The 20,902-nt window shown below is 66.8% G+C and carries 21 protein-coding genes and 1 riboswitch; of the genes, 7 read left to right on the top strand and 14 right to left on the bottom strand.

The window, feature by feature from the left end; translation table 11 throughout:
• Positions 1 to 39: 39 nt before the first annotated feature.
• A complete protein-coding gene (locus tag HNQ08_RS21995) occupies positions 40 to 696 on the bottom strand; it encodes a glycosyltransferase family 2 protein (RefSeq protein WP_184136907.1) in 657 nt (218 codons plus the stop codon).
• An 84-nt stretch (positions 697 to 780) separates the two neighbouring features.
• Here HNQ08_RS21995 and HNQ08_RS22000 point away from each other — a divergent pair, with 84 nt between their 5' ends.
• Positions 781 to 2,610, top strand: a complete 1,830-nt coding sequence (locus HNQ08_RS22000; protein ID WP_184136909.1) for an arginine--tRNA ligase — start codon at positions 781 to 783, stop codon at positions 2,608 to 2,610.
• A gap of 60 nt (positions 2,611 to 2,670) precedes the next feature.
• Here HNQ08_RS22000 and HNQ08_RS22005 read toward each other — a convergent pair whose 3' ends face one another.
• From HNQ08_RS22005 to HNQ08_RS22015, 3 genes are all read right to left on the bottom strand, one after another.
• Positions 2,671 to 3,534 (bottom strand): alpha/beta hydrolase, encoded by an 864-nt coding sequence (locus tag HNQ08_RS22005; protein WP_184136911.1) that lies wholly within the window; start codon positions 3,532 to 3,534, stop codon positions 2,671 to 2,673.
• Between the two features lie 81 nt (positions 3,535 to 3,615).
• Positions 3,616 to 4,800: an acyltransferase gene (locus tag HNQ08_RS22010; protein ID WP_184136913.1), complete on the bottom strand. Its 1,185-nt coding sequence runs from the start codon at positions 4,798 to 4,800 to the stop codon at positions 3,616 to 3,618.
• Between the two features lie 120 nt (positions 4,801 to 4,920).
• Positions 4,921 to 6,039 (bottom strand): prephenate dehydrogenase, encoded by a 1,119-nt coding sequence (locus tag HNQ08_RS22015; protein ID WP_184136915.1) that lies wholly within the window; start codon positions 6,037 to 6,039, stop codon positions 4,921 to 4,923.
• 199 nt (positions 6,040 to 6,238) lie between these two features.
• Between HNQ08_RS22015 and HNQ08_RS22020 the strand changes: the two genes are divergently transcribed.
• Complete coding sequence (locus tag HNQ08_RS22020; protein ID WP_184136917.1) at positions 6,239 to 7,213, top strand: ABC transporter ATP-binding protein; 975 nt, start codon at positions 6,239 to 6,241, stop codon at positions 7,211 to 7,213.
• The gene (locus HNQ08_RS22025; RefSeq protein ID WP_184136919.1) at positions 7,206 to 8,078 is read left to right on the top strand and encodes an ABC transporter permease; all 873 of its coding nucleotides are present in this window, start codon (positions 7,206 to 7,208) and stop codon (positions 8,076 to 8,078) included. Before HNQ08_RS22020 ends, HNQ08_RS22025 begins: the two co-directional genes overlap by 8 nt.
• Positions 8,079 to 8,171: 93 nt before the next feature.
• Here the strand turns inward: HNQ08_RS22025 and HNQ08_RS22030 are convergent, their stop codons facing one another.
• From HNQ08_RS22030 to HNQ08_RS22055, 6 genes are all read right to left on the bottom strand, one after another.
• Positions 8,172 to 9,107, bottom strand: a complete 936-nt coding sequence (locus tag HNQ08_RS22030; protein WP_184136921.1) for a metal ABC transporter permease — start codon at positions 9,105 to 9,107, stop codon at positions 8,172 to 8,174.
• A complete protein-coding gene (locus tag HNQ08_RS22035; protein ID WP_184136923.1) occupies positions 9,104 to 9,868 on the bottom strand; it encodes a metal ABC transporter ATP-binding protein in 765 nt (254 codons plus the stop codon). Before HNQ08_RS22035 ends, HNQ08_RS22030 begins: the two co-directional genes overlap by 4 nt.
• Positions 9,865 to 10,770, bottom strand: coding sequence for a metal ABC transporter substrate-binding protein (locus HNQ08_RS22040; protein ID WP_184136925.1), 906 nt, complete (start codon positions 10,768 to 10,770; stop codon positions 9,865 to 9,867). The genes HNQ08_RS22035 and HNQ08_RS22040 overlap by 4 nt, the downstream gene beginning before the upstream one ends.
• A 93-nt stretch (positions 10,771 to 10,863) precedes the next feature.
• Positions 10,864 to 12,096 carry a vWA domain-containing protein gene (locus HNQ08_RS22045; RefSeq protein ID WP_184136927.1) on the bottom strand — a complete coding sequence of 411 codons (1,233 nt, stop codon included), beginning with the start codon at positions 12,094 to 12,096 and terminating at the stop codon, positions 10,864 to 10,866.
• Positions 12,093 to 12,980, bottom strand: a complete 888-nt coding sequence (locus HNQ08_RS22050) for an AAA family ATPase (protein WP_229790198.1) — start codon at positions 12,978 to 12,980, stop codon at positions 12,093 to 12,095. Before HNQ08_RS22050 ends, HNQ08_RS22045 begins: the two co-directional genes overlap by 4 nt.
• A 205-nt stretch (positions 12,981 to 13,185) precedes the next feature.
• Positions 13,186 to 14,400 (bottom strand): saccharopine dehydrogenase family protein, encoded by a 1,215-nt coding sequence (locus HNQ08_RS22055; RefSeq protein WP_184136931.1) that lies wholly within the window; start codon positions 14,398 to 14,400, stop codon positions 13,186 to 13,188.
• A 59-nt stretch (positions 14,401 to 14,459) separates the two neighbouring features.
• On the opposite strand from HNQ08_RS22055, the gene HNQ08_RS22060 reads away from it, so the two are divergent.
• Positions 14,460 to 14,843, top strand: a complete 384-nt coding sequence (locus tag HNQ08_RS22060) for a hypothetical protein (RefSeq protein ID WP_184136933.1) — start codon at positions 14,460 to 14,462, stop codon at positions 14,841 to 14,843.
• A gap of 25 nt (positions 14,844 to 14,868) precedes the next feature.
• Here HNQ08_RS22060 and HNQ08_RS22065 read toward each other — a convergent pair whose 3' ends face one another.
• The 4 genes from HNQ08_RS22065 to HNQ08_RS22080 all read right to left on the bottom strand — a co-directional run bounded on the left by HNQ08_RS22065 (position 14,869) and on the right by HNQ08_RS22080 (position 17,761).
• Entirely contained in the window at positions 14,869 to 15,588 is a 720-nt protein-coding gene (locus HNQ08_RS22065; RefSeq protein WP_229790199.1) for a CDP-alcohol phosphatidyltransferase family protein, read from the bottom strand.
• A gap of 101 nt (positions 15,589 to 15,689) precedes the next feature.
• On the bottom strand, positions 15,690 to 16,055 hold the full coding sequence (locus tag HNQ08_RS22070) for a hypothetical protein (protein ID WP_184136935.1): 366 nt from the start codon (positions 16,053 to 16,055) through the stop codon (positions 15,690 to 15,692).
• Positions 16,052 to 16,948 (bottom strand): hypothetical protein, encoded by an 897-nt coding sequence (locus HNQ08_RS22075; protein WP_184136937.1) that lies wholly within the window; start codon positions 16,946 to 16,948, stop codon positions 16,052 to 16,054. Before HNQ08_RS22075 ends, HNQ08_RS22070 begins: the two co-directional genes overlap by 4 nt.
• 99 nt (positions 16,949 to 17,047) lie before the next feature.
• Entirely contained in the window at positions 17,048 to 17,761 is a 714-nt protein-coding gene (locus tag HNQ08_RS22080) for a YqhA family protein (RefSeq protein ID WP_184136939.1), read from the bottom strand.
• Between the two features lie 55 nt (positions 17,762 to 17,816).
• Here HNQ08_RS22080 and HNQ08_RS22085 point away from each other — a divergent pair, with 55 nt between their 5' ends.
• Genes HNQ08_RS22085 through HNQ08_RS22095 form a run of 3 tightly spaced genes read left to right on the top strand, consistent with a single transcriptional unit; the run spans position 17,817 to position 20,663 of the window.
• Positions 17,817 to 18,608, top strand: a complete 792-nt coding sequence (locus tag HNQ08_RS22085; RefSeq protein ID WP_184136941.1) for an APH(3') family aminoglycoside O-phosphotransferase — start codon at positions 17,817 to 17,819, stop codon at positions 18,606 to 18,608.
• Between the two features lie 58 nt (positions 18,609 to 18,666).
• Positions 18,667 to 20,130: an MBL fold metallo-hydrolase RNA specificity domain-containing protein gene (locus HNQ08_RS22090; RefSeq protein WP_184136943.1), complete on the top strand. Its 1,464-nt coding sequence runs from the start codon at positions 18,667 to 18,669 to the stop codon at positions 20,128 to 20,130.
• A 35-nt stretch (positions 20,131 to 20,165) separates the two neighbouring features.
• Complete coding sequence (locus HNQ08_RS22095) at positions 20,166 to 20,663, top strand: thioredoxin-like domain-containing protein (RefSeq protein WP_184136945.1); 498 nt, start codon at positions 20,166 to 20,168, stop codon at positions 20,661 to 20,663.
• 67 nt (positions 20,664 to 20,730) lie between these two features.
• Positions 20,731 to 20,890: riboswitch (cobalamin riboswitch) on the top strand.
• The last annotated feature ends 12 nt before the right edge of the window (positions 20,891 to 20,902 follow it).

Consider the following 20,902-nt stretch of genomic DNA (forward strand, 5'->3'; position numbering starts at 1 on the left):
GCAGCCGGCCAGAGGGGCGCGTGGCAGCATTCTAATCCTTCAGGACTTCTTGCGCCGGGCCCGGAAGGTCAGCAGATCGGCGTACATGCGGGTTCGGGCCCACGCGCCGTTCCAGAACCCACGTTTTTTCTCCTTGAGCACCTGTCCCACCTGTGGTAGTTCCACGTAATCCCACCGCGCTCCGGTGGCCTTGAGGTGCGCGGTGATGGCCGGTTCGGGCCAGCGTTCCTCGCCCAGGTGGGGCACGGCCAGCAGCCAGTCGCGGCGGCAGACCCGCTGCCCACTCAGGTGCGGCGTCAGTTTATTGCCCCAGTCGGTCACGAAACCGCCGCCCTCGAAGACGCCGATGCTCATGTCCAGTTCGCCGCTGATCACCGGGCGCAGCATCCGCCGCAGGTGGTCCAGGGTCAGCCCGGTCAGGTCGGCGTCCAGCATCACAATGAACTCGGCGTTCGTGGCGTCCAGCGCCGCCCTCAGGGCCGCGCCCTTACCGACGTTCTCGGCCAGTTCCACTACCCGCGCTCCCGCCGCGCGGGCCACCGCTGCCGTAGCGTCGTCGCTGCCATCGGAGGCCACCACCACCTGCGGCGCGAGTTGCAGACCCACCCGCACCACGTCCGCCACCGTGTCCGCCTCGTTGTAGGCGGGAATGATCACCGCCACGGACGGGGCTTCGGGGGGGCGCGAGTCCAGCATGATGCCCATGCTACGGGAAGGCGGGTCCGCCGTGGCCGGGCTGGGCTGAACGGGACTGCGCCATCTGCCCTAAACTTCCATGTTATGGACCTCAAGGCACAACTCAAAACGGCGGTGGAAGACGCGGCCCAGCAGATGGGCGCGGCGGTGGACGCCGCCATTCAGGAAACCCCGGCAGGCAAGGCGGGCGACTATGGCACCCCCGCCGCCTTTCTGATCGCCAAGGCCGTGGGCGGCAACCCCGCGCAGATCGCCGCGCAACTGGCCCAGACAGTCAGACTCCCTGAGGGCATCAGGAAAGTCGAGGCCGCGGGACCATTCCTGAACTTCTTCGTGGACGTGGGTGCGTTCGTGCGCGGCGTCGTCGAACAGCCCTTCGAGATGCCCCGGCTGAGCGGCAAGGTGGTGATCGAGCACACCTCGGTCAACCCCAACAAGGAACTGCATGTGGGTCACCTGCGAAATGTGGTGCTGGGAGACAGCATGGCCCGTATCTTTCGCGCCGCCGGGCAGACGGTAGAGGTTCAGAACTACATCGACGATACCGGGCGTCAGGCCGCCGAATCCATCTTTGCGGTGAACCACTACGGCCTGGAGTGGGACGGCGTGCAGAAGTACGACCACTGGCTGGGGGAGGGGTACGTGCGCCTGAACGCCGACCCGGCAAAGGCTGAACTGGAGCCGGGCATCCGCGAGATCATGCACCGCCTGGAAGCCGGGGAACTGAGGTCAGAGGTGGAAAAGGTCGTCCACGCCCACCTGCAGACCTGCTTTCGCCTGGGCGCACGCTATGACCTATTGAACTGGGAATCCGACGTGGTGGGCAGCGGTTTTCTGAGCAAGGCCATGACCATCCTGAAAGACAGCAAGTACACCTCCTCCCCCAACGAGGGCAAGTACGCCGGGGCCTTCGTGATGGACGTGGCCGAGTTCATGCCCGGTCTGGAGGAACCGCAGGTGGTGCTGATCCGCACCGACGGCACGGCCATGTACGCCGCCAAGGACATCGGGTACCAGTTCTGGAAGTTCGGGCTGTTCGAGGGCATGAAATTCAAGCCGTTCGCCACCGATCCCGAGGGCCGCACGGTCTGGACGAGTGCGCCGGACGGCCAGCCGGACACCGAAGCGCGCTTCGGTCACGCCGACGAGGTCATCAACGTCATCGACTCGCGCCAGGACCACCCGCAGACCGTGGTCAGGAGTTCACTGGGCGTCGCCGGACACACCGAGATGAAAGAGCGCAGCATTCACCTGTCGTACGCCTTCGTGACCCTGGAGGGCCAGACCATCAGTGGGCGCAAGGGCGTGACCGTGAGTGCCGACGCGGCGATGGACGAGGCGCAGAACAGAGCGCTGGGCGAGTTGTCGAAGGTCAACCCCGAACTTGCCGCGCAGGCCGGGGCCGACGAGATTGCCCGCCGCATCGGCCTGGGCGCGATCCGCTTTGCCATGCTCAAGGCCGAGCCGACGCGCAAGATCGACTTCCGCTGGGAGCAGGCGCTGGCCCTCAACGGCGATACCGCACCATATATCCAGTACGCCGCCGTCCGTGCCGCCAATATTCTCCGCAGGGGTCAGGAGGCTGGCTTTGCGGTGGACGGCACGGGGGCCGACTGGGATACGGTGCCGGACATTGACCTGGCCCTGGCCAAGCAGGTTGCCAAGCTGCCTCAAATTGTCGCCCAGAGCGTGCGCGTCCACTCGCCGCATGTGGTGGCCCAGTACGCCCTGGACCTCGCCACCTCGTTCAACGCGTGGTACAACGCCAAAGACAGGAAGGGCAAGCCCGCCACCAACGTCTTGCAGTCGGAAGAGGGCCTGCGCGAGGCCCGGCTGGCACTGGTGTCTCGCCTGCGTCAGGCCTTCGAGGAAACGCTGGACCTGATCGGCATCGAGGTTCCTGCGGCGATGTGAGGGGAACAGGGGGTGGGAACAGCAAATTCATCTGCTTGTTCCCACGCTCCCTGTTTTGCCCTACTTGGCTGCCTTCACGGTGGCGCGTTCTTCGAGCCGTTTGTAGAAGTTCACCAGCTTTTGCGCCATCTCTGGCGTAAAGCGGTTGCCGCCCAGGTGGGGGCCGCTCAGGGAGACGAACTCGCTGTTTCCCAGAGCGGCGTGCGGATACAGGCGTTCGCCGTTGGTCAGGGCCGGGACAGTGCCGTCGCTGACGCTGGCGGCCACGAACAGTGGCAGGTACGGCGCTTTGAAGGTCTGCATCAGCGGGTCCATGCTGGGCGGCGGCTCGCTCTGGGTGCCGTAGGCCACGCTGATCTCCTTGCGGCGGGTGGACGAGGCCCCCCAGGCCACCCGTAGGTCCGTCCAGGCATCAATCAGCGCCACGCCGCCCACCCGGTAGGGACTACCGGGCAGGGCGCTCCGCAGGGCCATCAGGCCGCCCATGCTCAGGCCTAGGGCGTAGGTGCGGCCATTCCAGCCAAAGCGCTTGAGGGCGGCGGCGTGGATCTGCCCCACTTCCTTCATGGCGCTGGGGCTGCCCCAGGTGGCGGGGCCGCCGTCGCCGCTAAGGAGAACAGCAAAATGTGAATCCAGCAGGGCTTCGATCAGCACCCGGAAGGTGGCGCTGTCACGCAAACGGGGCGCGCTCTGATTGCGGGGGTGAGAGACCACCACCAGCGGGCAGGGCAGGTAGGTGCAACTGTCGGGAATTCGCAGCAGGGATTCACGCCCGGTCTGGCCCAGCGGCAGCCAGTCGACCGGCTGGGGCGACGTGCCGGACTGGGGGATGTTGGGAACGGGGGTGCGCGGCGGCGTGGCGGCTCCCGCAACAGAGGGAACAGTCACGGCCAGCACCGCAATCAGGGAAAGGAACCGACTCACAACGTCCCAGACTGTAGCGCGCCGGACCTCACGGCGCACTGACATGGCGGCGCCACCGTCCTTGGGCCGCCCCCATCTGCTTTAGCGTCCGAAGATGAGCTTGCTCAGCCGGGTGTCTACCAGCAGCAGCGCCAGCAGTGCGGGCAGGATCAGGGCGGCCAGGAAGTAGCCCAGAATGGTCAGGGCGAAGCCCTGCGGGTCTCCTCCAGGGGAATGCAGGAGTTCGAGCGTCTGCAAGATGGCCGGGTGGATCAGGTAGATCTGCAGGCTGAACATCCCAATGGTCCCCAGGCCCACGCGCCACGGCCGTCTCAGGCGTTGCAGGCTGTAGGCCACCCCCAGCACGGTCAGCGCCATCAGGGTGGTGTAGGTCCAGCTTAAGGTGGAATACACCGTGGGGTTCAGGGCCTCGCCGCGCACGTAGGCAAGCGCCTGCGGGAGGTACAGCGCGTAGGCCGTCGCTGCCGCCGCGACCAGGAAAAGGCGGTACTTGCGCCACCACGCCGGGAACTCGTCGAGCCGCGCGCCCACCGCCACGCCCACCGTGATCGGCAGGATGTACCACAAGACGGTACTGGCCGGATAGGGCAGCCGCAGAAAGGAGCGGTTCAGCAGGTAGATGCCCAGCTGCAGCGCTGCACCGATCAAGATGGCCAGCACGATCGGCGGCCTGCGGCGGGCCAGCGGCAGCAGCAGCGGAATCACCAGGTAAACCTCCAGCGCCACCAGCAGGAAATACAGGTGGTAGCTGGCCTTGCCGTACTGCAGGTAGAACAGCCACTTGTCGGGATCGGTCAGGGTGTCGGGGGGGCGCTGCCCGGTCCATACGTACCACGCGATGTACAGCGCGCTCCACAGCAGGTACGGCCACGCCCCACGGGTGAGCCGCCGCCAGAAGTACCGCCCCGGCCTGAAATTCCTCAGCAGGCTGCGGGTCAGCACCACCGCCGACAGGAATACAAAGGCGGGCACGGCGAAGTGCAGCGTGCGGTTGATCAGTTGCAGCAGCAGGAAACTCAGGGTGTCGGGCACCGCGTAGCGCAGCGCCAGCCCGGAGGTGTGGTGGGCCACCACCTCCAGAATGGTGATGCCCCGGAACAGATCGATGGCGGTCAGCTTGTGCAGCGTCGGCCCCCGGCCTCCCGGCTCGGCCTCCGACGGAGGGATCAGTCCCTCGGCATCGGCGGTGGCATCAGGGTCTTCCGGCGGGCGCGGCAGGGACGGCGGCTCGGGCTCGGCGGAGGGGGGAAAACGGGTCTGGGTCATGGGACATCACGGGTCAGCTGAGCGCAGTCTAGAGGATTTGCCGGGAGCGTCGGCGTTTCCGCGGTCTCCTCCACAGCATCGGTGCCCAAAGGCTGCTCCTGGGCTGGGTGGGATCGGCCCTCAGCCGCGCCCGCGAACCTCGAAACCCGCGCCGCGCAGAATGCCGGTCGCCTGCGTCACGGCGTCGGCGGATTCCAGGCCCAGCCGCAGGGCTCCGCCTTCCTCGCGGATCGCCAGCACCTCGATGTCTTTGATATTCACCCCCGCTGCGCCCAGCGTCTGGGTCACGATGCCGATCTGGTTGGGCCTGTCCGGCACGGCCACCACCAGATCGTATTTCTGTGGCAGCAGGCTGCGGCGCACCACCGGCAGGCTGTCGCGGGTGCGTTTGCCCTCGTGCGCGGCGGCCAGCAGTTCCTCGGGTTCTTCAAGGTCCGCTTCCAGGCGGTCCAGCTGATACCTGAAGCGCCTCAGGGCCTCACGCAGCGCCGCCTTGTTCTCCACCACCATGTCGCGGCTCATGCGCGGATCGCCGCTGGCCACGCGGGTCAGGTCGCGGAAGCCCCCGGCAGCCAGCAGGCTCAGGCGCTCGTCGCGGGCCACCATGTGCGTCAGGGCCAGACTGGCCAGATACGGCAGGTGGCTGACCGTCGCCACCAGGGCGTCGTGTGCGTCGGGTGGCATGACCACCGGGGCCGCCCCCAGCCCTTCCACCAGTGTGCGGGCGCGGCTGAGGGCGGTCAGTGGGGTCTGGTCGGTGGGGGTCAGGACCCACACGGCGTTTTCCAGCAGCGCGGCGTTGGCGTGCGTAACTCCGCCGCGCTCGCTGCCCGCCATCGGATGGCCGGCCACGAAGTTGCGGACCATGAGCCGCTCCATCTCGGCGGCGATGCCGCCCTTGACACTGCCCACGTCGGTCACGAGCGCTGCCGGATTCAGAAAGGGGGCCAGTTCGTTCGCCAGCGGAAGCAGGGCGCGCATCGGGGCGGCCAGAACCACCAGATCGGCGTCGCGCAGCCACTCGCCCGCCGTGGGGCGCACCTCGTCCACCAGCCCCAGGGCCTCGGCCTCACGCAGCACGTCCACGCTGGCGTCCAGGCCGATCACGCGTCGGGCCAGGAAGCGCTGGCGCAGGCCACCGGCCACGCTGCCGCCAATCAGGCCCACCCCGGCCACCACCGCCGTCCCGAACAGCGGTGTGGGGGTCACGGGCAGGGGGGACAGGTCCGTCTCAGACATGACCGGGAGGCTAGCACGATGGGGGAGAGCCGGAATTGAAACGTGCAGCCGTCTTTCCTGGGGGTTGTGGGGTGAAGGGCCAGGCTTTTTTCTGAATGGGGATTACGTGTCACGAGAATCGCCTGAACTCTCCAAGGCCCAATCTCAACTGCAACTTTCAGCGCACGCGCCGCGCAGGGTCTGCCTCTATGCTTCCCACATGAGTGCCGCGCCTTCTCCCCCCATTATCGAAACGCACGAACTCCGCAAGGTCTACAAGAAGCGCGCGGTGGTGGACGGCCTGAACCTGCGCGTGCTGCCCGGCGAGGTCTTTGGGTTCCTGGGGCCGAACGGCGCGGGCAAGAGCACCACCGTCAAGATGCTGCTGGGGCTGGTGCTGCCCACCGGCGGCACCGTGCGCGTGCTGGGGGGCTCTCCGGCCGATCCCGCCGTGCGCGCCCGTCTGGGCTTCCTGCCCGAGCAGTTCCGTTTTCAGACGTGGATGACCGGGGAGGAGTTTCTGCATTTTCACGGACGGCTGGCGGGAATCAGGGCCGGCGAACTGCGTGCCCGCATCCCGCAGGTGCTGAAGACCGTGGGCCTGGCCGGGCGCGGTGGCGAGTCGCTGGGCGGCTACAGCAAGGGCATGCTGCAGCGTTGTGGGCTGGCGGGAGCGATCCTGGCGCGGCCCGAACTGGTCTTTCTGGACGAGCCGACGAGCGCCCTCGATCCGATTGGCCGGGTGGAAGTCCGCGAGATCATCGAGGGTTTGCGGGCCCAGGGCGTGGCGGTGTTCCTCAACTCCCACCTGCTTTCAGAAGTCGAACAGGTCTGTGACCGGGTGGCCTTCGTCAAGGAGGGGCGCGTCCTGCAGCAGGGCAGCATGCAGGAACTGATGGGCGGCGTGATTCCAGTAGGGATCCGGGTGGACGCGCTGCGCCCCGGTCTTCTTGACGCGCTGGCCCGGCTGGGCGAGGTCCGGCACACCGACACCCAGACCCCCGGACGCACCGAGATCGAGTTGTGGCTGCCGGACGCGGACGCGGTGCCTGCCGTCGCCGACGCCATCCACGCCAGCGGCGCCCGGCTGCACGCCCTGACCCCACGCCGCCCGGATCTGGAAACGATGTTCCTGGAACTGATCGAGGACCGTCCCGCTGGCACGTCTGCTCCATCGGAGGCCGTCCGTGCATAACGCTCTCCTGATCGCCGAACTGTCCCTGCGCGAGGCGATTCGCAAACGCCTGGTCAGCGTGCTGATTGTCCTGAGCCTTCTCTTTCTCGGATTCTACCTGTACGGCATCTACCGCCTGGAGCTCAACCTGAACGAGCGGGCCGTGGACGCCGGGCTGGACGGACGCAGCGCGACGGGCCTGTCGAACGTTCCGGTGATGTATGCGGCGATGTTCGGCATGTATCTGGTGTATTTCCTGGGCGCGCTGATGTCGGTGCTGTCCACCGTGGGCGCGGTCAGCGGCGACATTGAGAACGGCGTGATGCAGAGCGTGATCGCCCGCCCGATCAGCCGGGCGCAGCTGGTGCTGGGACGCTGGATGGGCTTCACGGTGGTCAATGTAGTGTACGTGGCCTTGCTGGGGCTCGCGCTGCTCGCGGGCGTGTACGCCATCACCGGCTACCTGCCTCCTTCGCCCGCCCCCGCACTGGGCCTGATTCTGCTGGCCGTCACCCTGCTGACCGCCCTGACCGTGCTGGGGAGCACGCTGTTTACCACTCTGGCCAACGGCATCGGCGTGTTTGTGCTGTACGGCGCGGGCTTCACGGGGGGCATCCTGAACGCCATCGGCACCTTTGCCGACAGTCCCACGCTGGCCACGCTGGGCCGTGCCGCCAATATCGTGATGCCCACCAACGCACTGTGGCTGGGGTCCAGCTACCTGCTGCAACCCCCCGTGCTGCTGGAGATCAGCAAGGCTGCGCGCGGGGCCAACCCGTTCTTCGGCTCGGACCCGATCCCGGTGGCGCTGGTCCTGTGGGCCGCCGCGCTGGCTGCCCTGGCGGTGAGTGCGGCAATGTGGCGCTTCAGTCGGCGGGATCTGTAGCGGTACAGGGCTTCTATTCCCGTTTCTTTCCGGTCCAGACCGTAGCAGGAAAAAGCCCCCTTCACTGGAAAGGGGACTGGAGGGTTCTGCAGGTCAGTCTGAGGCTTCCGGTTTGCCCGAAGCCTGGACCCGCTCCAACGTAAGCCCTGAGGTGGGGACGCCCTCGCTCAGTTCGTCGGCACGCTCGGCCAGTTGCTGGCGGCGGCGGGCCAACTGCCCGTGCTTGGGCGCGAAGACGAAGGCCAACAGGAAGAGGAGGCTCTGCACCAGCACGATGCACGCGCCCGTCGCGCCGTCCAGGAAGTAGCTGCCGTAGGTGCCGATGACGGCGGAGCCGACACCGCAAGCCACGGCGATCCACATCATCCTGGAGAACCGGTCGGTCAGCAGGTAGGCGGTGGCCCCCGGCGTAATCAGCATGGCGACCACCAGAATCACCCCCACGGTTTGCAGCGCGGTCACGATGGTCAGGGCCAGCATGGTCAGCAGCACGTAGTTCAGCACGCCGGTGTTCAGGCCAATCGAGCGGGCGTGGGTGGGGTCGAAGACGTACAGCAGCAGATCTTTGCGCAGAAGCAAGGTCACGATCAGCGCGATTGCCCCGGCGATCACCGTCTGCCACAGTTCCGAGTCGCCTATGCCCAGTACGTCCCCGAAGAGGATGTGACTCAAATGGACGTCGCTGGAAATCTTGGAGATCATCACCAGACCCAGCGAGAACAGCGCCGTGAAGACCACCCCGATCACGGTGTCCTCCTTGACCCGGGAGCGCGACTGGATAAAACCGATGGCACTCACGGTCAGCAGCCCGAAGACGAACGCCCCGATCACGAAGGGCAGCCCCAGGAGGTACGAAATGATGACGCCGGGCAGCACCGCATGTGATACAGCGTCGCCCATCAGTGACCAGCCCTTGAGGATCACGAAGCACGACAGCACCGCGCAGACCGTGCCCACTAGGGCGCTGACCAGCAGGGCACGGGTCATGAAGTCGTATTGCAGCGGGGCCAGCAAGAATTCCAGGGTCATGGGCGGTCCTCCTGATGGGTGGTGCGGGGAGCGTGCAGCGGTGAGCGCCCGCCGAAGGTATGGGCCAGATTCTCGGCGGTCAGCACCTGCCCGGTGGGGCCGTAGAGCAACACGGTGCGCTCAGCGATCAGAGCCACCTCGTCGCAGAACGTTTCCAGTGTCCCCAGATCGTGCGTACTGACCAACATGGAGCGGCCCTCGCGGCGCAACTCGCCCATCAGCGCGATGATCGCCTCGCTGGTGCCCACGTCCACGCCGCCAAAGGGTTCGTCCAGCAGCAGCAGCCGGCCCTCCTGCGCCAATGCGCGGGCCAGGAAGGCACGTTTGCGCTGCCCACCGCTGAGTTCCCCGATCTGCCGTCCGGCGAGCGCACGCATGCCCACGCGCTCCAGGCTCTCATCCACCAGCGTCTCGTCGGCGGCGCTCGGGCGACGCAGCCAACCCATCTTGCCCTGGCGGCCCATCATGACCACCTCGCGCACGCTGACCGGGAAGTTCCAGTCCACGTCCTCGCTCTGGGGGACGTAGGCGATCAGACCAGCCTTCTGGGCCCGGATCACGGGTTGCCCGAAGACCTGAACGCTCCCGCGCAGGGGCGGCAGAAAACCCATCACGGTCTTGAACAGCGTGCTCTTGCCCGCGCCGTTCATGCCCACCAGGCCACAGACACTGCCACTCCCCACCTTCAGGCTGGCCTGCCGCAGGGAGAGCCGTCCGCCGCCGTAGGCCACGCTGACATTGTCGACGTCCAGTGCAATCATTTCTGGCCTCCCAGTCCCTTCAGGATGGTGTCGGTGTCCTTCTGCAGCAGGGTCAGGTAGGTCGGAACCGGTCCCCTGGCGTCGGTCAGTGAGTCCACGTACAGCACGCCGCCAAATTTGGCCCCGGCCTCCTTCGCCACCTGCTCCATGCCGCGCGTCGGCACGGTGCTCTCGCAGAACACGGCGGGAATTTTCTCGGCGCGCACCACGTCGATGACGGCCTTGATCTGCCTGGGTGTGCCCTGGCCCTCCTCGGCGTTGACGGGCCACAGGTAATGCTCGGACAGGCCATAGTCGCGCGTCAGGTAGGAAAAGGCCCCCTCGCAGGTCACCAGCGCCCGCTGATTCCTGGGCAGGCTGGCCAGCTGCTTGCTGAGCTTGGCATCTAGAGCGCGAATCTGATCGCTGTATTGCCTGGCGTTGGCGTTGAAGATCTTGGCGCCGGCAGGATCGAGCTTCACGAACGCCTTGCGGATATTTTCCACGTAGACCAGGGCGTTTTTCGGCGACATCCACGCGTGTGGGTTGGCCTTGCCCTTGTAGGCATCCGAACGGATGCTGACTGGCTTGATGCCGTCGGTCAGGGTCACGCTGGGCACCTTGCCGAGCTGACGGGTGAATTTCTCGAACCACAGTTCCAGGCCCAGCCCATTGTTCAGGATCAGGCTGGCCCCGCGCGCGTTCACCAGATCGCTTGGAGTGAACTGGTAGCCGTGGATTTCCGCGCCGGGCTTGGTGATGGAAACAACGTTCAGACGGTCGCCCGCCACGTTTTGCGCCATGTCGGCCAGGATGGTAAAGGTGGTCAGAACGGTTTTCTTCTCGCCGCTCTGGGCTGCCTGAGCAACATCTCCAACTGCAAACAGACAAGCCATCAACAGGATTCTAGGAGAGGAGATCATGTGTTTTAGGTTAGGCTAAAAATATTAGCGCGTCAAGGGATTGAATGGACGCTGGCAGGCAGAGTCCAGTACGTGGTTGTCTGGGTCGCAGATTTAGTTTCGCTGTTTCAGGCGGCGGCCCAGGTGGTGCAGGTCTTCCAATCCCCCGGCGGGCAGCAGAGCGTCCAGGTGCGGGAGGGCTGCCTGGATGGCCCGCTGCACCGGCTGATACCCCGGCAGCGCGGCCAGCGGGGAGAGCCACACCATGCGGCCTGCCCGTGCCTTCAGGTCACGCAGCGCGCGTTCGAGCACCGCAGGCTCACCGGTGTCCAGGCCGTCGCTTAGAATGATCACCACCGTGTCGCGGGTCACCCGTTCACGCTCCTGACGGGCCAGTTGTAGGAGATTCTCGCCGATACGGGTGCCGCCACCCCAGGCCTCTCCAAGATCCGGGAGGGCCAGCGCCTGACCGGGATGGGCCTGACGCAGATACGGGGTCAGGCGGCGCAGTCCGGTAGAGAAGACGTAGACCTCCACCCGGCGCGTTCGCAGCGACAGGGCCTGGGCGAAACGCAGCAGCAAGGTGGCGTCGCGGCCCATGCTGCGGCTGCCATCCAGCACCAGCAGAAAATGCGGCGCGCGGCGCGGGCGGCCCAGCCAGCGCAGCAGCGCCGGATCGCCTGCGGTGCGGGCGGCGGCCCGCAGGGTGCGGCGGGCGTCCAGCTTCGGCCCCCGCGCCAGCGACTTCAGGCGTCTAGACCGTCCCAGCTCCACCGCCCGGATCAGTGCGGCAGCGGCCCGCAGCAGCTCGCGCAGCTCGCCGTTCTCAGAGCGGACCTCGCCCCCCACCCCCGCGTTCGGGCTCAGGCGCGTCTGCAGGGTTTGAAAGTCGTCCCCTAGGTCATCCGGGTCCTCTTTCGCCTCACCCTGGGGCTGGGCCTGCACCGTCGTGAGTTCCGGTTCCTCACCGGGTCCGGGTGGAGTCGAGGCCGGAGCCTGTTCCTCACCCTCCTGCGGCTTGCTGGGCGCGGTTTCGGTTTCCTGTTCCGTACCAGGGGCGTCGGTTTCGGGCAGCAGGGGCGGCAGCTCGGGCGGGGTTGGACGGTCCTCGGCGCGGAAGAAGGTGTTGAACTCGTGGTCGAAGATGCGTGCCTGTTCCGGGCGGGCGATCAGCACGGCGCGCAGGGCGTCGCGGAGTTGCCTCTTGCTGAGCACGTCCACCACCGCGGCGGCCCGCAGCGCGTCACTCGCCTCGCCCGCTCCCACCAGAAAGCCGTGGCGGGTTCGCAGTCGCGCCACGAAAGCGGTGATCTGCGCTGAGAGTTCGGCCGGGATGCTGCCCGTCACCCCGCTTCCGCCCGGCCCGCCACCCCCCGCAGCGTCGGCGCGGCCAGCAACTGGTCCTCGCGCAGCTTCAGCACCGCCCCCAGCGTGGCCTCGATGCTGGCGGCGTCCAGATGGTCCCGGTGCAGGGTGAGCAGCGCCGCCGCCCAGTCCAGCGTCTCGGCCACGCCCGGCGGTTTGCCCAGTGGCAGTTGACGCAGGGCGTGAACGGCGTCGGTGACCTGCCGGGCCAGCACTGCGTCGATGCCGGGCAGCCGCGCCTGCACGATCTCCAGTTCCTGCCGCGCGGTGGGGTATTCCACCCAGTGGTACAGGCAGCGGCGGCGCAGCGCGTCGCTCAGCTCGCGTGAGCGGTTGCTGGTCAGGATCGTGTGCGGACGCGTGCGGGCCGTGATGGTCCCCAGTTCCGGCACCGTGATCTGCCACTCGGCCAGCAGTTCCAGCAAGAAGGCCTCGAAGGCGTCGTCGGCGCGGTCAATCTCGTCGATCAGCAGCACCGGGGCCACGTCCTGCTGAATGGCCTGCAGGAGCGGGCGGGCCATTAAAAACCGTTCGCCGTACAGTTCGGCGTCGTCCACCCGGCCCCCACTGATCTCTGCTGAGCGCAGGTACAGCAACTGGCGGGCATAGTTCCACTCGTACAGCGCGGCCTGTGCGTCCAGCCCCTCGTAGCACTGCAGGCGGATCAGGCGGGTCCCCAGGGCCGAAGCCAGCGTCTTGGCCGCCTCAGTCTTGCCCACGCCTGCCGGGCCTTCGAGCAGCAGCGGCTTTTGCAGCGCCGGAACAAGGCGCAGCGCCGTGGCTAGCGCTTCCCCGGCCACGTAGCCCTGCGCCCGGAAGGCGGTCTGAAGGGCGGCGGGGTCCGTCAGATCGGCGGCGGACGTCACGCGTTGCCGCCGGGCAGGGGAGGCACGGGCCGAACATGGATGAACATGGCCCAGTATCGCCCATACCGCCCGTTCCGTTCTGTTTGAAAAGCGGTCCTTAAGGTGGGCCGGGTCAGGGCTGACGCCTGCCATCCAAAGCCCCAAAGCGCCGCCCATGACCAGAGTCGGGCGGCGCTTTGGGGGCGGGGACTTGAAGGTCTGGTGCCTACTTCACCAGTTCGATGCCGGCCAGTTCATCCACGGGCAGGCCCCACTTGTTCATCGCGTCGATAAACGGATCGGGATCGAATTCCTCGACGTTGTACACGCCCGCCTTCTTCCACACGCCCTGCAACATCAGCATCGCGCCGATCATGGCCGGGACGCCGGTGGTGTAGCTCACGCCCTGCGCCTGCACCTCCCGGTACGTCTGGGCATGATCGGTAACGTTGTAGACGAAGTGCACCCGCTCCTCGCCGTCCTTGCCGATCCCCTTGGCCTGCACGCCGATGCAGGTCTGCCCGGTGTAGTTGGCGGCCAGCGATTCGGGGGCGGGCAGCACGGCCTTCAGGAACTCGATGGGGGCGATCTGCTGGCCCTTGAAGTCAATCGGCTCGATGGACGTCATGCCGATGCCTTCCAGGACGTTCAGGTGCTTGATGTACGCCTCGCCAAAGGTCATCCAGAAGCGGGCGCGCTTGATGGTGGGGAAGTTGATCACCAGGGATTCGAGTTCTTCGTGGTACAGCACGAAGCTCTTGCGGGTGGCGACCTTGGGGTAGTAGATGTCCTGACTGATCTCCAGCGGGCTGGTTTCGATCCACTGCCCGTCTTCCCAGTAGCGCCCGTTGGCCGTGATCTCGCGGATGTTGATTTCCGGGTTGAAGTTGGTGGCGAAGGCCTTGCCGTGGTTGCCGTTGTTGCAGTCGATGATGTCCAGGTAGTGGATTTCTTGGAAGTGGTGCTTGGCGTGGTGCGCCGTGAACACCTGCGTCGCGCCGGGATCGAAGCCGCAGCCCAGCAGCGCCATCAGGCCCGCCTGCTCGAAGCGCTCGCGGTAGGCCCATTGCCACGAATACTCGAACTTCGCCACATCCTTGGGCTCGTAGTTGGCGGTGTCCAGGTAATGCACGCCGGTCTCCAGGCAGGCGTCCATGATGGTCAGGTCCTGGTACGGCAGCGCCACGTTGATGACCATCTCCGGGCCAAAATCGCGGATGACCTTCACCAGTTCCGGCACATTGTCAGCGTCCACGGTGGCCGTGCTGAACTTCGTCTTGCTGTTCGGCAGGTGCTCGTGAATCTCAGCCACGATAGCGTCGGCCTTGCGGACCGTGCGGGTGGCGATCAGCACCTCCGTGAAAACGGTGTCGTTCTGCGCGCACTTCTTGGCGACGACGTTCGCCACGCCGCCCGCTCCGATGATGATGACCTTGCTCATGGCGCAGAGTGTAGCGCGGCGGCAGTTTGGAGGGCTGAGCGGGATAGGCTGGACACCAGATGAGCAAGCGTGCCCGCCCCAAAAAACAACCTGCTGCACCAACCGTCGCTCGCCCCGAACTGCGTGAGGTCACCCCCGCACAGCGCAGCCGCTCTCTGCGGACCTTCTTCTGGATTCTGCTGGCCTTCGTGGTGGGCATCGGTGTGATCGTCGCCACGCTGGCGGTGCAGGGTCGCGCCGCTCGCGATTACGGCACTCAGGTCCTGCAGGCGGTGCGGGCCACCAACCCCGCCGAGAACGCCTCTTACAGCCTGAAATGCATCACGGCGTTGCCGCAGCCCCTGCCGCGCGGCATTCTGGACTGCGACGTGACGGTGGACCGAGGCAAGGTGAGCGTGGTCCTGCAGGCCGAGGGCGACAGGCAGTACCGACTGGGCCAGTAAATCAGACCTCGGCGGCGCAAGCGGCTCAGGTCTTCCCCCGGCGCACTTGGCCTTCCCGCCACAGTTGAACGCCCGTCAACACCAGCGCCTGCACGGGCAGCGAGCGGGTGTACAGGCGGGGCTGATTTGCCAGCAGGCACAGGCCCAGAAAGGCCAGTTGTGTGGTCAGGCCCAGATTGGCCGCCACAGCCGTGATGGGCAGCGGCGTGTATGCGCGGCGTTCTTCAGGGGTCGGCGCGTCCCCTGTGCTGGCGCCGAGTCGGGTCTCGAACCAGCCGCCCAGCAGCTGTTCCTGGGGCGAGAAGTAGGCGGCATACACCGCCTTCAGGGTCGCCAGTACCTGCGGATGGTCATTCGACTGCGCCGCCGTGTCCCGGAACACCTCGCCCCGTGCCGTTCGGTGGTCCCGTTCCCACAGAAAATCGGTGGTCAGGATCAGGCTCTGAAGCACCGTCAGGGGGATTCCGGCCCAGCCGGCCAGGGCCACGTTCAGCGACAGATCGACCACCAGGTCCATCTCGGTGTCCAGATAGCGGCCCGTCTCGGTGGTCCGTCCGGTGGCGCGGGCCAGCTGGCCGTCCAGATTGTCCAGCACGGTCTTGACCTGCAACAGCAGCGCGGGCGTCAGCCGGGACCGCCACCATGGACCGCCGCGCCGGATCAGCCAGGCTGCGTAGACGCCCAGAACCGTGTGGAACAGCACCACATGGGCCGGATTCACGTCAAGGCGGGCCAGCGGGTCCACCAGCGTTTGCGCCAGAGGGCGGTAGACGTGCTCATTCAGCAGTTCGTCGGCCGGACGCTTCTTGCGCGTCTGGGCGAGGCTGAAGTGCGGTCTGTTCTCGTCTATCGCCGCCCCCCGTACTTGGGCGGTCCCTTCTTGACCCCGGCGTATCGATTCCGTTCCTTGCGGCGCTGGGCGCTGCTCAGGCTTGATCCGCCTTTCCCCGGCGCGCTGGGCGCAGTTGCCCGACGCGGCGCGAAGGAGTCCACTAGCAGGAAGCGGGCCATCGGCACGTACAGGATCAGGATGAAGATCAGGCTGCCCCACCAAGTGTTCAGGTACGGGCGTAGCGGCGTCAGCGCCAGCAGGCTGCTGATCAGCGTGGCCACGGTGGCGAACAGCACCACCCGGATGACCAGCTTGAGCATCTTGTTCCAGGTGAAGCCTGGATCGGGATCGGGGGTGGTCAGCCAGCGCCAGAGGTTCATGGGGTCTCCTGGGTCGGAAGCGCGCCGGGATTGACCCGGGCCGCGAACGCTTCCAGGCCGCCGAACTGGGTCTGCTGGGCTTGCAAGTCCAGCCGCAGCGTGGGCAGGTGCATCTTCGCGGCAATACGGTCGAGCGCCGCCGCCGTCGCGCCGTCACCTGCGGGGGCGGCCAGCACAACGCCGCGCACCGCGCTCTTGCCCGACAGCAGCGAGGCCGCACCGAACAGCTCGCGCTCACCCGCCGGAACCTTCGCGGCGTTCTCCATGCGTTCGGCCCGCCGCATGACGTCTCCCTGCGGTAGGTCGGGCGAGAGGACGCCGTACAGGCCCGCTGCCTCCAGCGCAGGGCGCAGGCCGCCCGACAGTACGTCTTCGGCCAGCAGGGCGCGTGGGCCGACCACTGCCACCGTGGCCAGTCCGGCACGCCCCAGCGCAGGCAGGCTGACGCGGGGTTCGGCGGCCAGGGGCCGCACTTTCGCCAGTGCCCCGCGCACTGCGCCCCCATTGTGCGAGACGCGCAGCCCCACCTCCGCCGCGACAGCCTCCAGATCGGGGCCGCCACTGCCGGGACTGTGCTGATCCGGTACGGCAATCAGCGTGGGCAGGCCGCTGATGCGCCGGGGCAGCAACTCGGTCAGCGCCTCGCTCCAGGCGTCGCCGGACACGGCGGGCCACTGCGGGATCAGCACGGCGTCCACTGCGTCCAGCGTCAGGATGCGGCCCAGGGCCAGCTGCACCGTGGTCGGCTCGTCCGGCAGGCTCTGCTGGCCCAGCGCCAGCGCCTCCCTATCGCTTAGCGCAGGTGACACCGTCTGCACGTCCAGTTCTTTCAGGTACGCCGCCCAGTACGCCCGGAGGCGTGAGGCGGGTGAATTTAACAGGCCAACTCTCATTGCCCGCAGTCTACGCGGCGCGGGCGGTGGGGGCGCCGCACGCCCCACTCTTGGCCGCCGCCTGTGGCCCGGGAGGCTGGGGTTGCAACCACTGGCGCTTCAGCTCTCCGCTCCGGCATCCGGCTCGATCTTGCCCTCTGCCTTGGCCCCGGTCACTTCCTCGGCGCGCTTGACGTCCTCTTCCTCAATGTGGCGCTGCTCGTCGTCGTGCTCGAAGAGTTCGCGGCGGGCACGCAATTTCGCCTCGGGTTGTTGCAGATCACTTCCCTGACCGTGATGTACCCGCTGGAAGAAGACCAGCGCCCCGCCCGCCAGCGCGAAGGCCCCGGCGAAGTACAGCGTTTCTTCCGGCTTTTCCCAGCGCACGAAATGTTCCAGAAAGGTAACGCCCAGAATCACCACGATCACCGAGATGATCTTCTGTTCCAGATCTGCCAGGCTTTCGACCCCCAGCGCACTGGTCAGGTTCAGCGGTGAGATGAACAGCGAGTACAGCCCCACTCCGATCAGGTAGAACACCACTGCCTTGAGCATGGTCGACACGATCTCCAGGAATTCCACCGCTAGGCTGCCGCGCTGGCTCTGGATGCCGTTGGTAAAGGTGTCCTGCCACGAGCCGTACAGCGTGGAGAGCGCCAGGACGGTCCCCTGCAGAAAGAGGCTGAACGAGACCAGCAACACCGCTACAACGGCGATCAACACCACGAAGCGCGTGCGTCCGATGGCGGCGGAAAACCAGTCGGCGTGACGCTGGGAGCGCTGCTGTCTGGTGTTGCGTGTGGCCGCGCGCGGCTCTTTTTGTCGGGTGGTCACCCTTTAATGATGCCCCGTGCGGCACGCCGCAACTGCATGATCTATCCTGCGCCCCGTGCCCGCCGATGCTCACGAAACCTTGATCCTGCCACCCCCGCTGCGCCGGGTGCTGCCGGCCGCCCGCTGGGAGCGCGTCACGAGGGGCGAAAGTGGGGCTGGCGTATGGAGATCGCAGCGCTTCGTGGTCAAGGTACAGGGGCGCGGCAACCTGCAGTTTCCCAGCAGTCTGCAACAGGAACGCGAACGCCTGCGCTATTTCACCGGACGCGTTCCCGTGCCGCGCGTGGTGGCCTACGAGGTAGAGGGGGGGCTCGAGTACCTCGCCATGACCCGCGTGCCCGGCCTGGACGCCGCACACCCCGACGTGCTGTTTCACCCCGACCGGCTGGTGAGCCTGCTGGCCCGCGCCCTGCGCGAGTTGCATGCGCTACCGCTGCGCGAATGCCCCTTCAACATGTCGCTCCCCGTGGCCCTGGCCCGCGCCCGCGAGCGGGTGGCGGCGGGCGTGGTGGACGAGTCGGATTTCGACGATGAGCGTCAGGGCCGCACGGCAGTCAGTGTGTTCAATGAGCTGGCCCGCACCCGCCCCGCACAGGAGGATCTGGTGGTGGCGCACGGCGACGCCTGCCTGCCCAACTTCATCGTGAACGGCGAATTCATCGACGGCCTGATCGACGTGGGCCGCGCCGGAATCGCGGACAGACACGCCGACTTGGCCCTGACCCACCGCAGCCTGGGCCGCAACCTGAATCCCGAGTACGCTGAGCAGTTCCTCGACCTGTACGGGCGCGACGTCGTCGATCCGCAGAAGCTGGCGTATTACCGTCTGCTGGACGAACTGTTCTAGAACCGCGGCCGTGGCGTTTTCTGCGCCGCCTGACCCTGCCTTCACGTTAAACTCCCCCATGCGACTCCAGAGTTTCGGCGCGGCCTGTACGGTGACGGGCAGCATGCACCTGCTGACGCTGGACGGTGGGCGGCGCCTGCTGATCGACTGCGGGCTGTTCCAGGGCGGCGAGGCGCTGGAAGCCCGCAACCATGAACCGTATGGTTTTGACCCGGCGGATCTGGACGCAGTGATCCTGACCCACGCCCATCTGGACCACGTGGGCCGCCTGCCCCTGCTGGTGAACCGGGGCTACCGGGGACCGGTGTACTGCACGCCGCCCACCGCCGCGCTGGCCGAGACCGTGCTGCTGGACTCGGCCCGCCTGCAGGTGGAGGGGTACCGCCAGGAACTGCGCCGCGCCCGCCGTCAGGCCCGCGAACACGAGGTGCTGCCTCCCCTGTACGACGAGGAGGACGTTCACCGCACCCTGGCCCTGCTGCGCCCGGTGCTGGCCTTCGGGCAGAGATCAGAAGTGGCGGGCCTGCGCGTGACCCCCGGGCGGGCCGGGCACATTCTGGGGAGCGCCTACCTTCTGCTGGAGTGCAGTGACGGACGCCTGATCATGAGCGGCGATCTGGGCAACCGCGAGAGTGGGCTGCAACCCGACTTCACGGCCCCGCCGCAGGCCGACGCGGTGGTTCTCGAGACCACCTACGCCAACCGCCGTCACCGCGCCTGGCCCGAGACGCTGGCCGAGTTTCGCGACGCTCTGCGCCAGAGCGTGCGGGCCAACGGCAAGATTCTGATTCCCAGCTTCGCCATCGAGCGCTCGCAGACCATCCTCCATACCCTCAAGAACCTGATGGATTCAGGGGAAGTGCCGCGCATTCCGGTGTTTCTGGACTCCCCGATGGCGGCCCGCGCCACCCGCGCGTATTTCGAGTTCGGCGGCGAACTGATCCCCGAAGTGCGGGACGCCCTGCACTCCGGCGGGGATCCCTTCGCCCCCAGCACGCTGCACGAGGTCCTGACCGGCGACGAGTCGCAGCGTCTGAACAGGTACGACGGGCCAGCGATCATTCTGGCGGGGAACGGCATGATGACCGGCGGACGCATCCAGCATCACCTGCGCCACCACCTGTGGAAGCCCGGGACCAGCCTGATCATCGTGTCCTATCAGTCGCCGCTGAGCTTGGGCGGGCAGATCGTCGCCGGAGCGGAGACCGTGGAAATCATGGGCGAGGACATCGCTGTGCGGGCGCAGATTCACACCATCGGCGGCTTCTCGGCCCACGCCGATCAGGACGATCTGCTGGCCTTTCTGGAAACCACCGGAAGCCCCCACGTCTGGCTGGTTCACGGTGAGGTACCAGTAATGGACGCCTTCGTCCCTGAACTCGCCTCCCGTGGCCTGAAGGGTGACATCGTGCCGGACCGGCAGGAGGTGAACCTGCTGGGCGGCGGCTTCGGCAGGGGGGCACGTCCGGGCCTGGCCTTGGAAGTGCCCCACGCCGGGGTGCGGGAAGAGGCCGGCGAGTAAAAAAGTTTCATGTGGCCCCGCTATGCTGGGCAGCGATGAAGCGCGCCCTCCTTCCCCTCCTTCTGCTGACCCTGACTGCCTGCAACAAGAGCAACGATCTTGAGGGCCTCCAGACCTTTACCTACGCGGGCGGGGATCACCGCAGCGGCTCGCTGGTCTACGCCGAGAACCCGCCGGCCGGTGGAGCGCACAACCCGCTGTGGCAGAACTGCGGCGTCTACGATCAGCCCCTGTACAAGGAGTACGCCGTTCACAGCCTGGAACACGGCGCGGTCTGGATCACCTATCGCCCGGATCTGGATGCGGCGGGGGTGGCGCAGCTCAAAACGTTGGTGGAGGGCCGCCCCTACACGCTGCTCAGTCCCTACGAGGGGATGGATACCCCGGTTGCTGCAAGTGCCTGGGGCGCGCAGATCAAGGTGGAGAATCCGGACGACGCCCGCCTGAAGGCCTTTCTGGACAAGTACGAGCAGGGGCCCACCGCTCCCGAACGCGGCGCGGCGTGCACGGGCGGCTACAGCGGCGTCCGGTAGAGGAGGGCCAGTCTTCTCCAGTGGGACGGGCCTTCTCCTGGCCCCACTTTTTCTTCGCGCTCTGCCGTATACTCCCCGCTGACGGGCGTGGGGGAAGCCGGTGACTGTCCGCCTGAGATCGGTTCTCAGGCGACACATTCCGGCACTGTCGCGCAACGGTAATTCCGCCTCCTGTTTCCTTGGGGGTGCCGAAGAGTCCGAACACCTGCCCCGTCCGCGTTCTCACCATAGGGAGCGCG

This window comes from Deinococcus humi (assembly GCF_014201875.1).
Classification (GTDB): domain Bacteria; phylum Deinococcota; class Deinococci; order Deinococcales; family Deinococcaceae; genus Deinococcus; species Deinococcus humi.

Coding starts and splice junctions, on each gene's coding strand:
- HNQ08_RS21995 (WP_184136907.1), bottom strand. CDS start 696: ATGCTGGACTCGCGCCCCCCCGAAGCCCCGTCCGTGGCGGTGATCATT.
- HNQ08_RS22000 (WP_184136909.1), top strand. CDS start 781: ATGGACCTCAAGGCACAACTCAAAACGGCGGTGGAAGACGCGGCCCAG.
- HNQ08_RS22010 (WP_184136913.1), bottom strand. CDS start 4,800: ATGACCCAGACCCGTTTTCCCCCCTCCGCCGAGCCCGAGCCGCCGTCC.
- HNQ08_RS22015 (WP_184136915.1), bottom strand. CDS start 6,039: ATGTCTGAGACGGACCTGTCCCCCCTGCCCGTGACCCCCACACCGCTG.
- HNQ08_RS22020 (WP_184136917.1), top strand. CDS start 6,239: ATGAGTGCCGCGCCTTCTCCCCCCATTATCGAAACGCACGAACTCCGC.
- HNQ08_RS22030 (WP_184136921.1), bottom strand. CDS start 9,107: ATGACCCTGGAATTCTTGCTGGCCCCGCTGCAATACGACTTCATGACC.
- HNQ08_RS22035 (WP_184136923.1), bottom strand. CDS start 9,868: ATGATTGCACTGGACGTCGACAATGTCAGCGTGGCCTACGGCGGCGGA.
- HNQ08_RS22040 (WP_184136925.1), bottom strand. CDS start 10,770: ATGATCTCCTCTCCTAGAATCCTGTTGATGGCTTGTCTGTTTGCAGTT.
- HNQ08_RS22055 (WP_184136931.1), bottom strand. CDS start 14,400: ATGAGCAAGGTCATCATCATCGGAGCGGGCGGCGTGGCGAACGTCGTC.
- HNQ08_RS22060 (WP_184136933.1), top strand. CDS start 14,460: ATGAGCAAGCGTGCCCGCCCCAAAAAACAACCTGCTGCACCAACCGTC.
- HNQ08_RS22070 (WP_184136935.1), bottom strand. CDS start 16,055: ATGAACCTCTGGCGCTGGCTGACCACCCCCGATCCCGATCCAGGCTTC.
- HNQ08_RS22075 (WP_184136937.1), bottom strand. CDS start 16,948: ATGAGAGTTGGCCTGTTAAATTCACCCGCCTCACGCCTCCGGGCGTAC.
- HNQ08_RS22090 (WP_184136943.1), top strand. CDS start 18,667: ATGCGACTCCAGAGTTTCGGCGCGGCCTGTACGGTGACGGGCAGCATG.
- HNQ08_RS22095 (WP_184136945.1), top strand. CDS start 20,166: ATGAAGCGCGCCCTCCTTCCCCTCCTTCTGCTGACCCTGACTGCCTGC.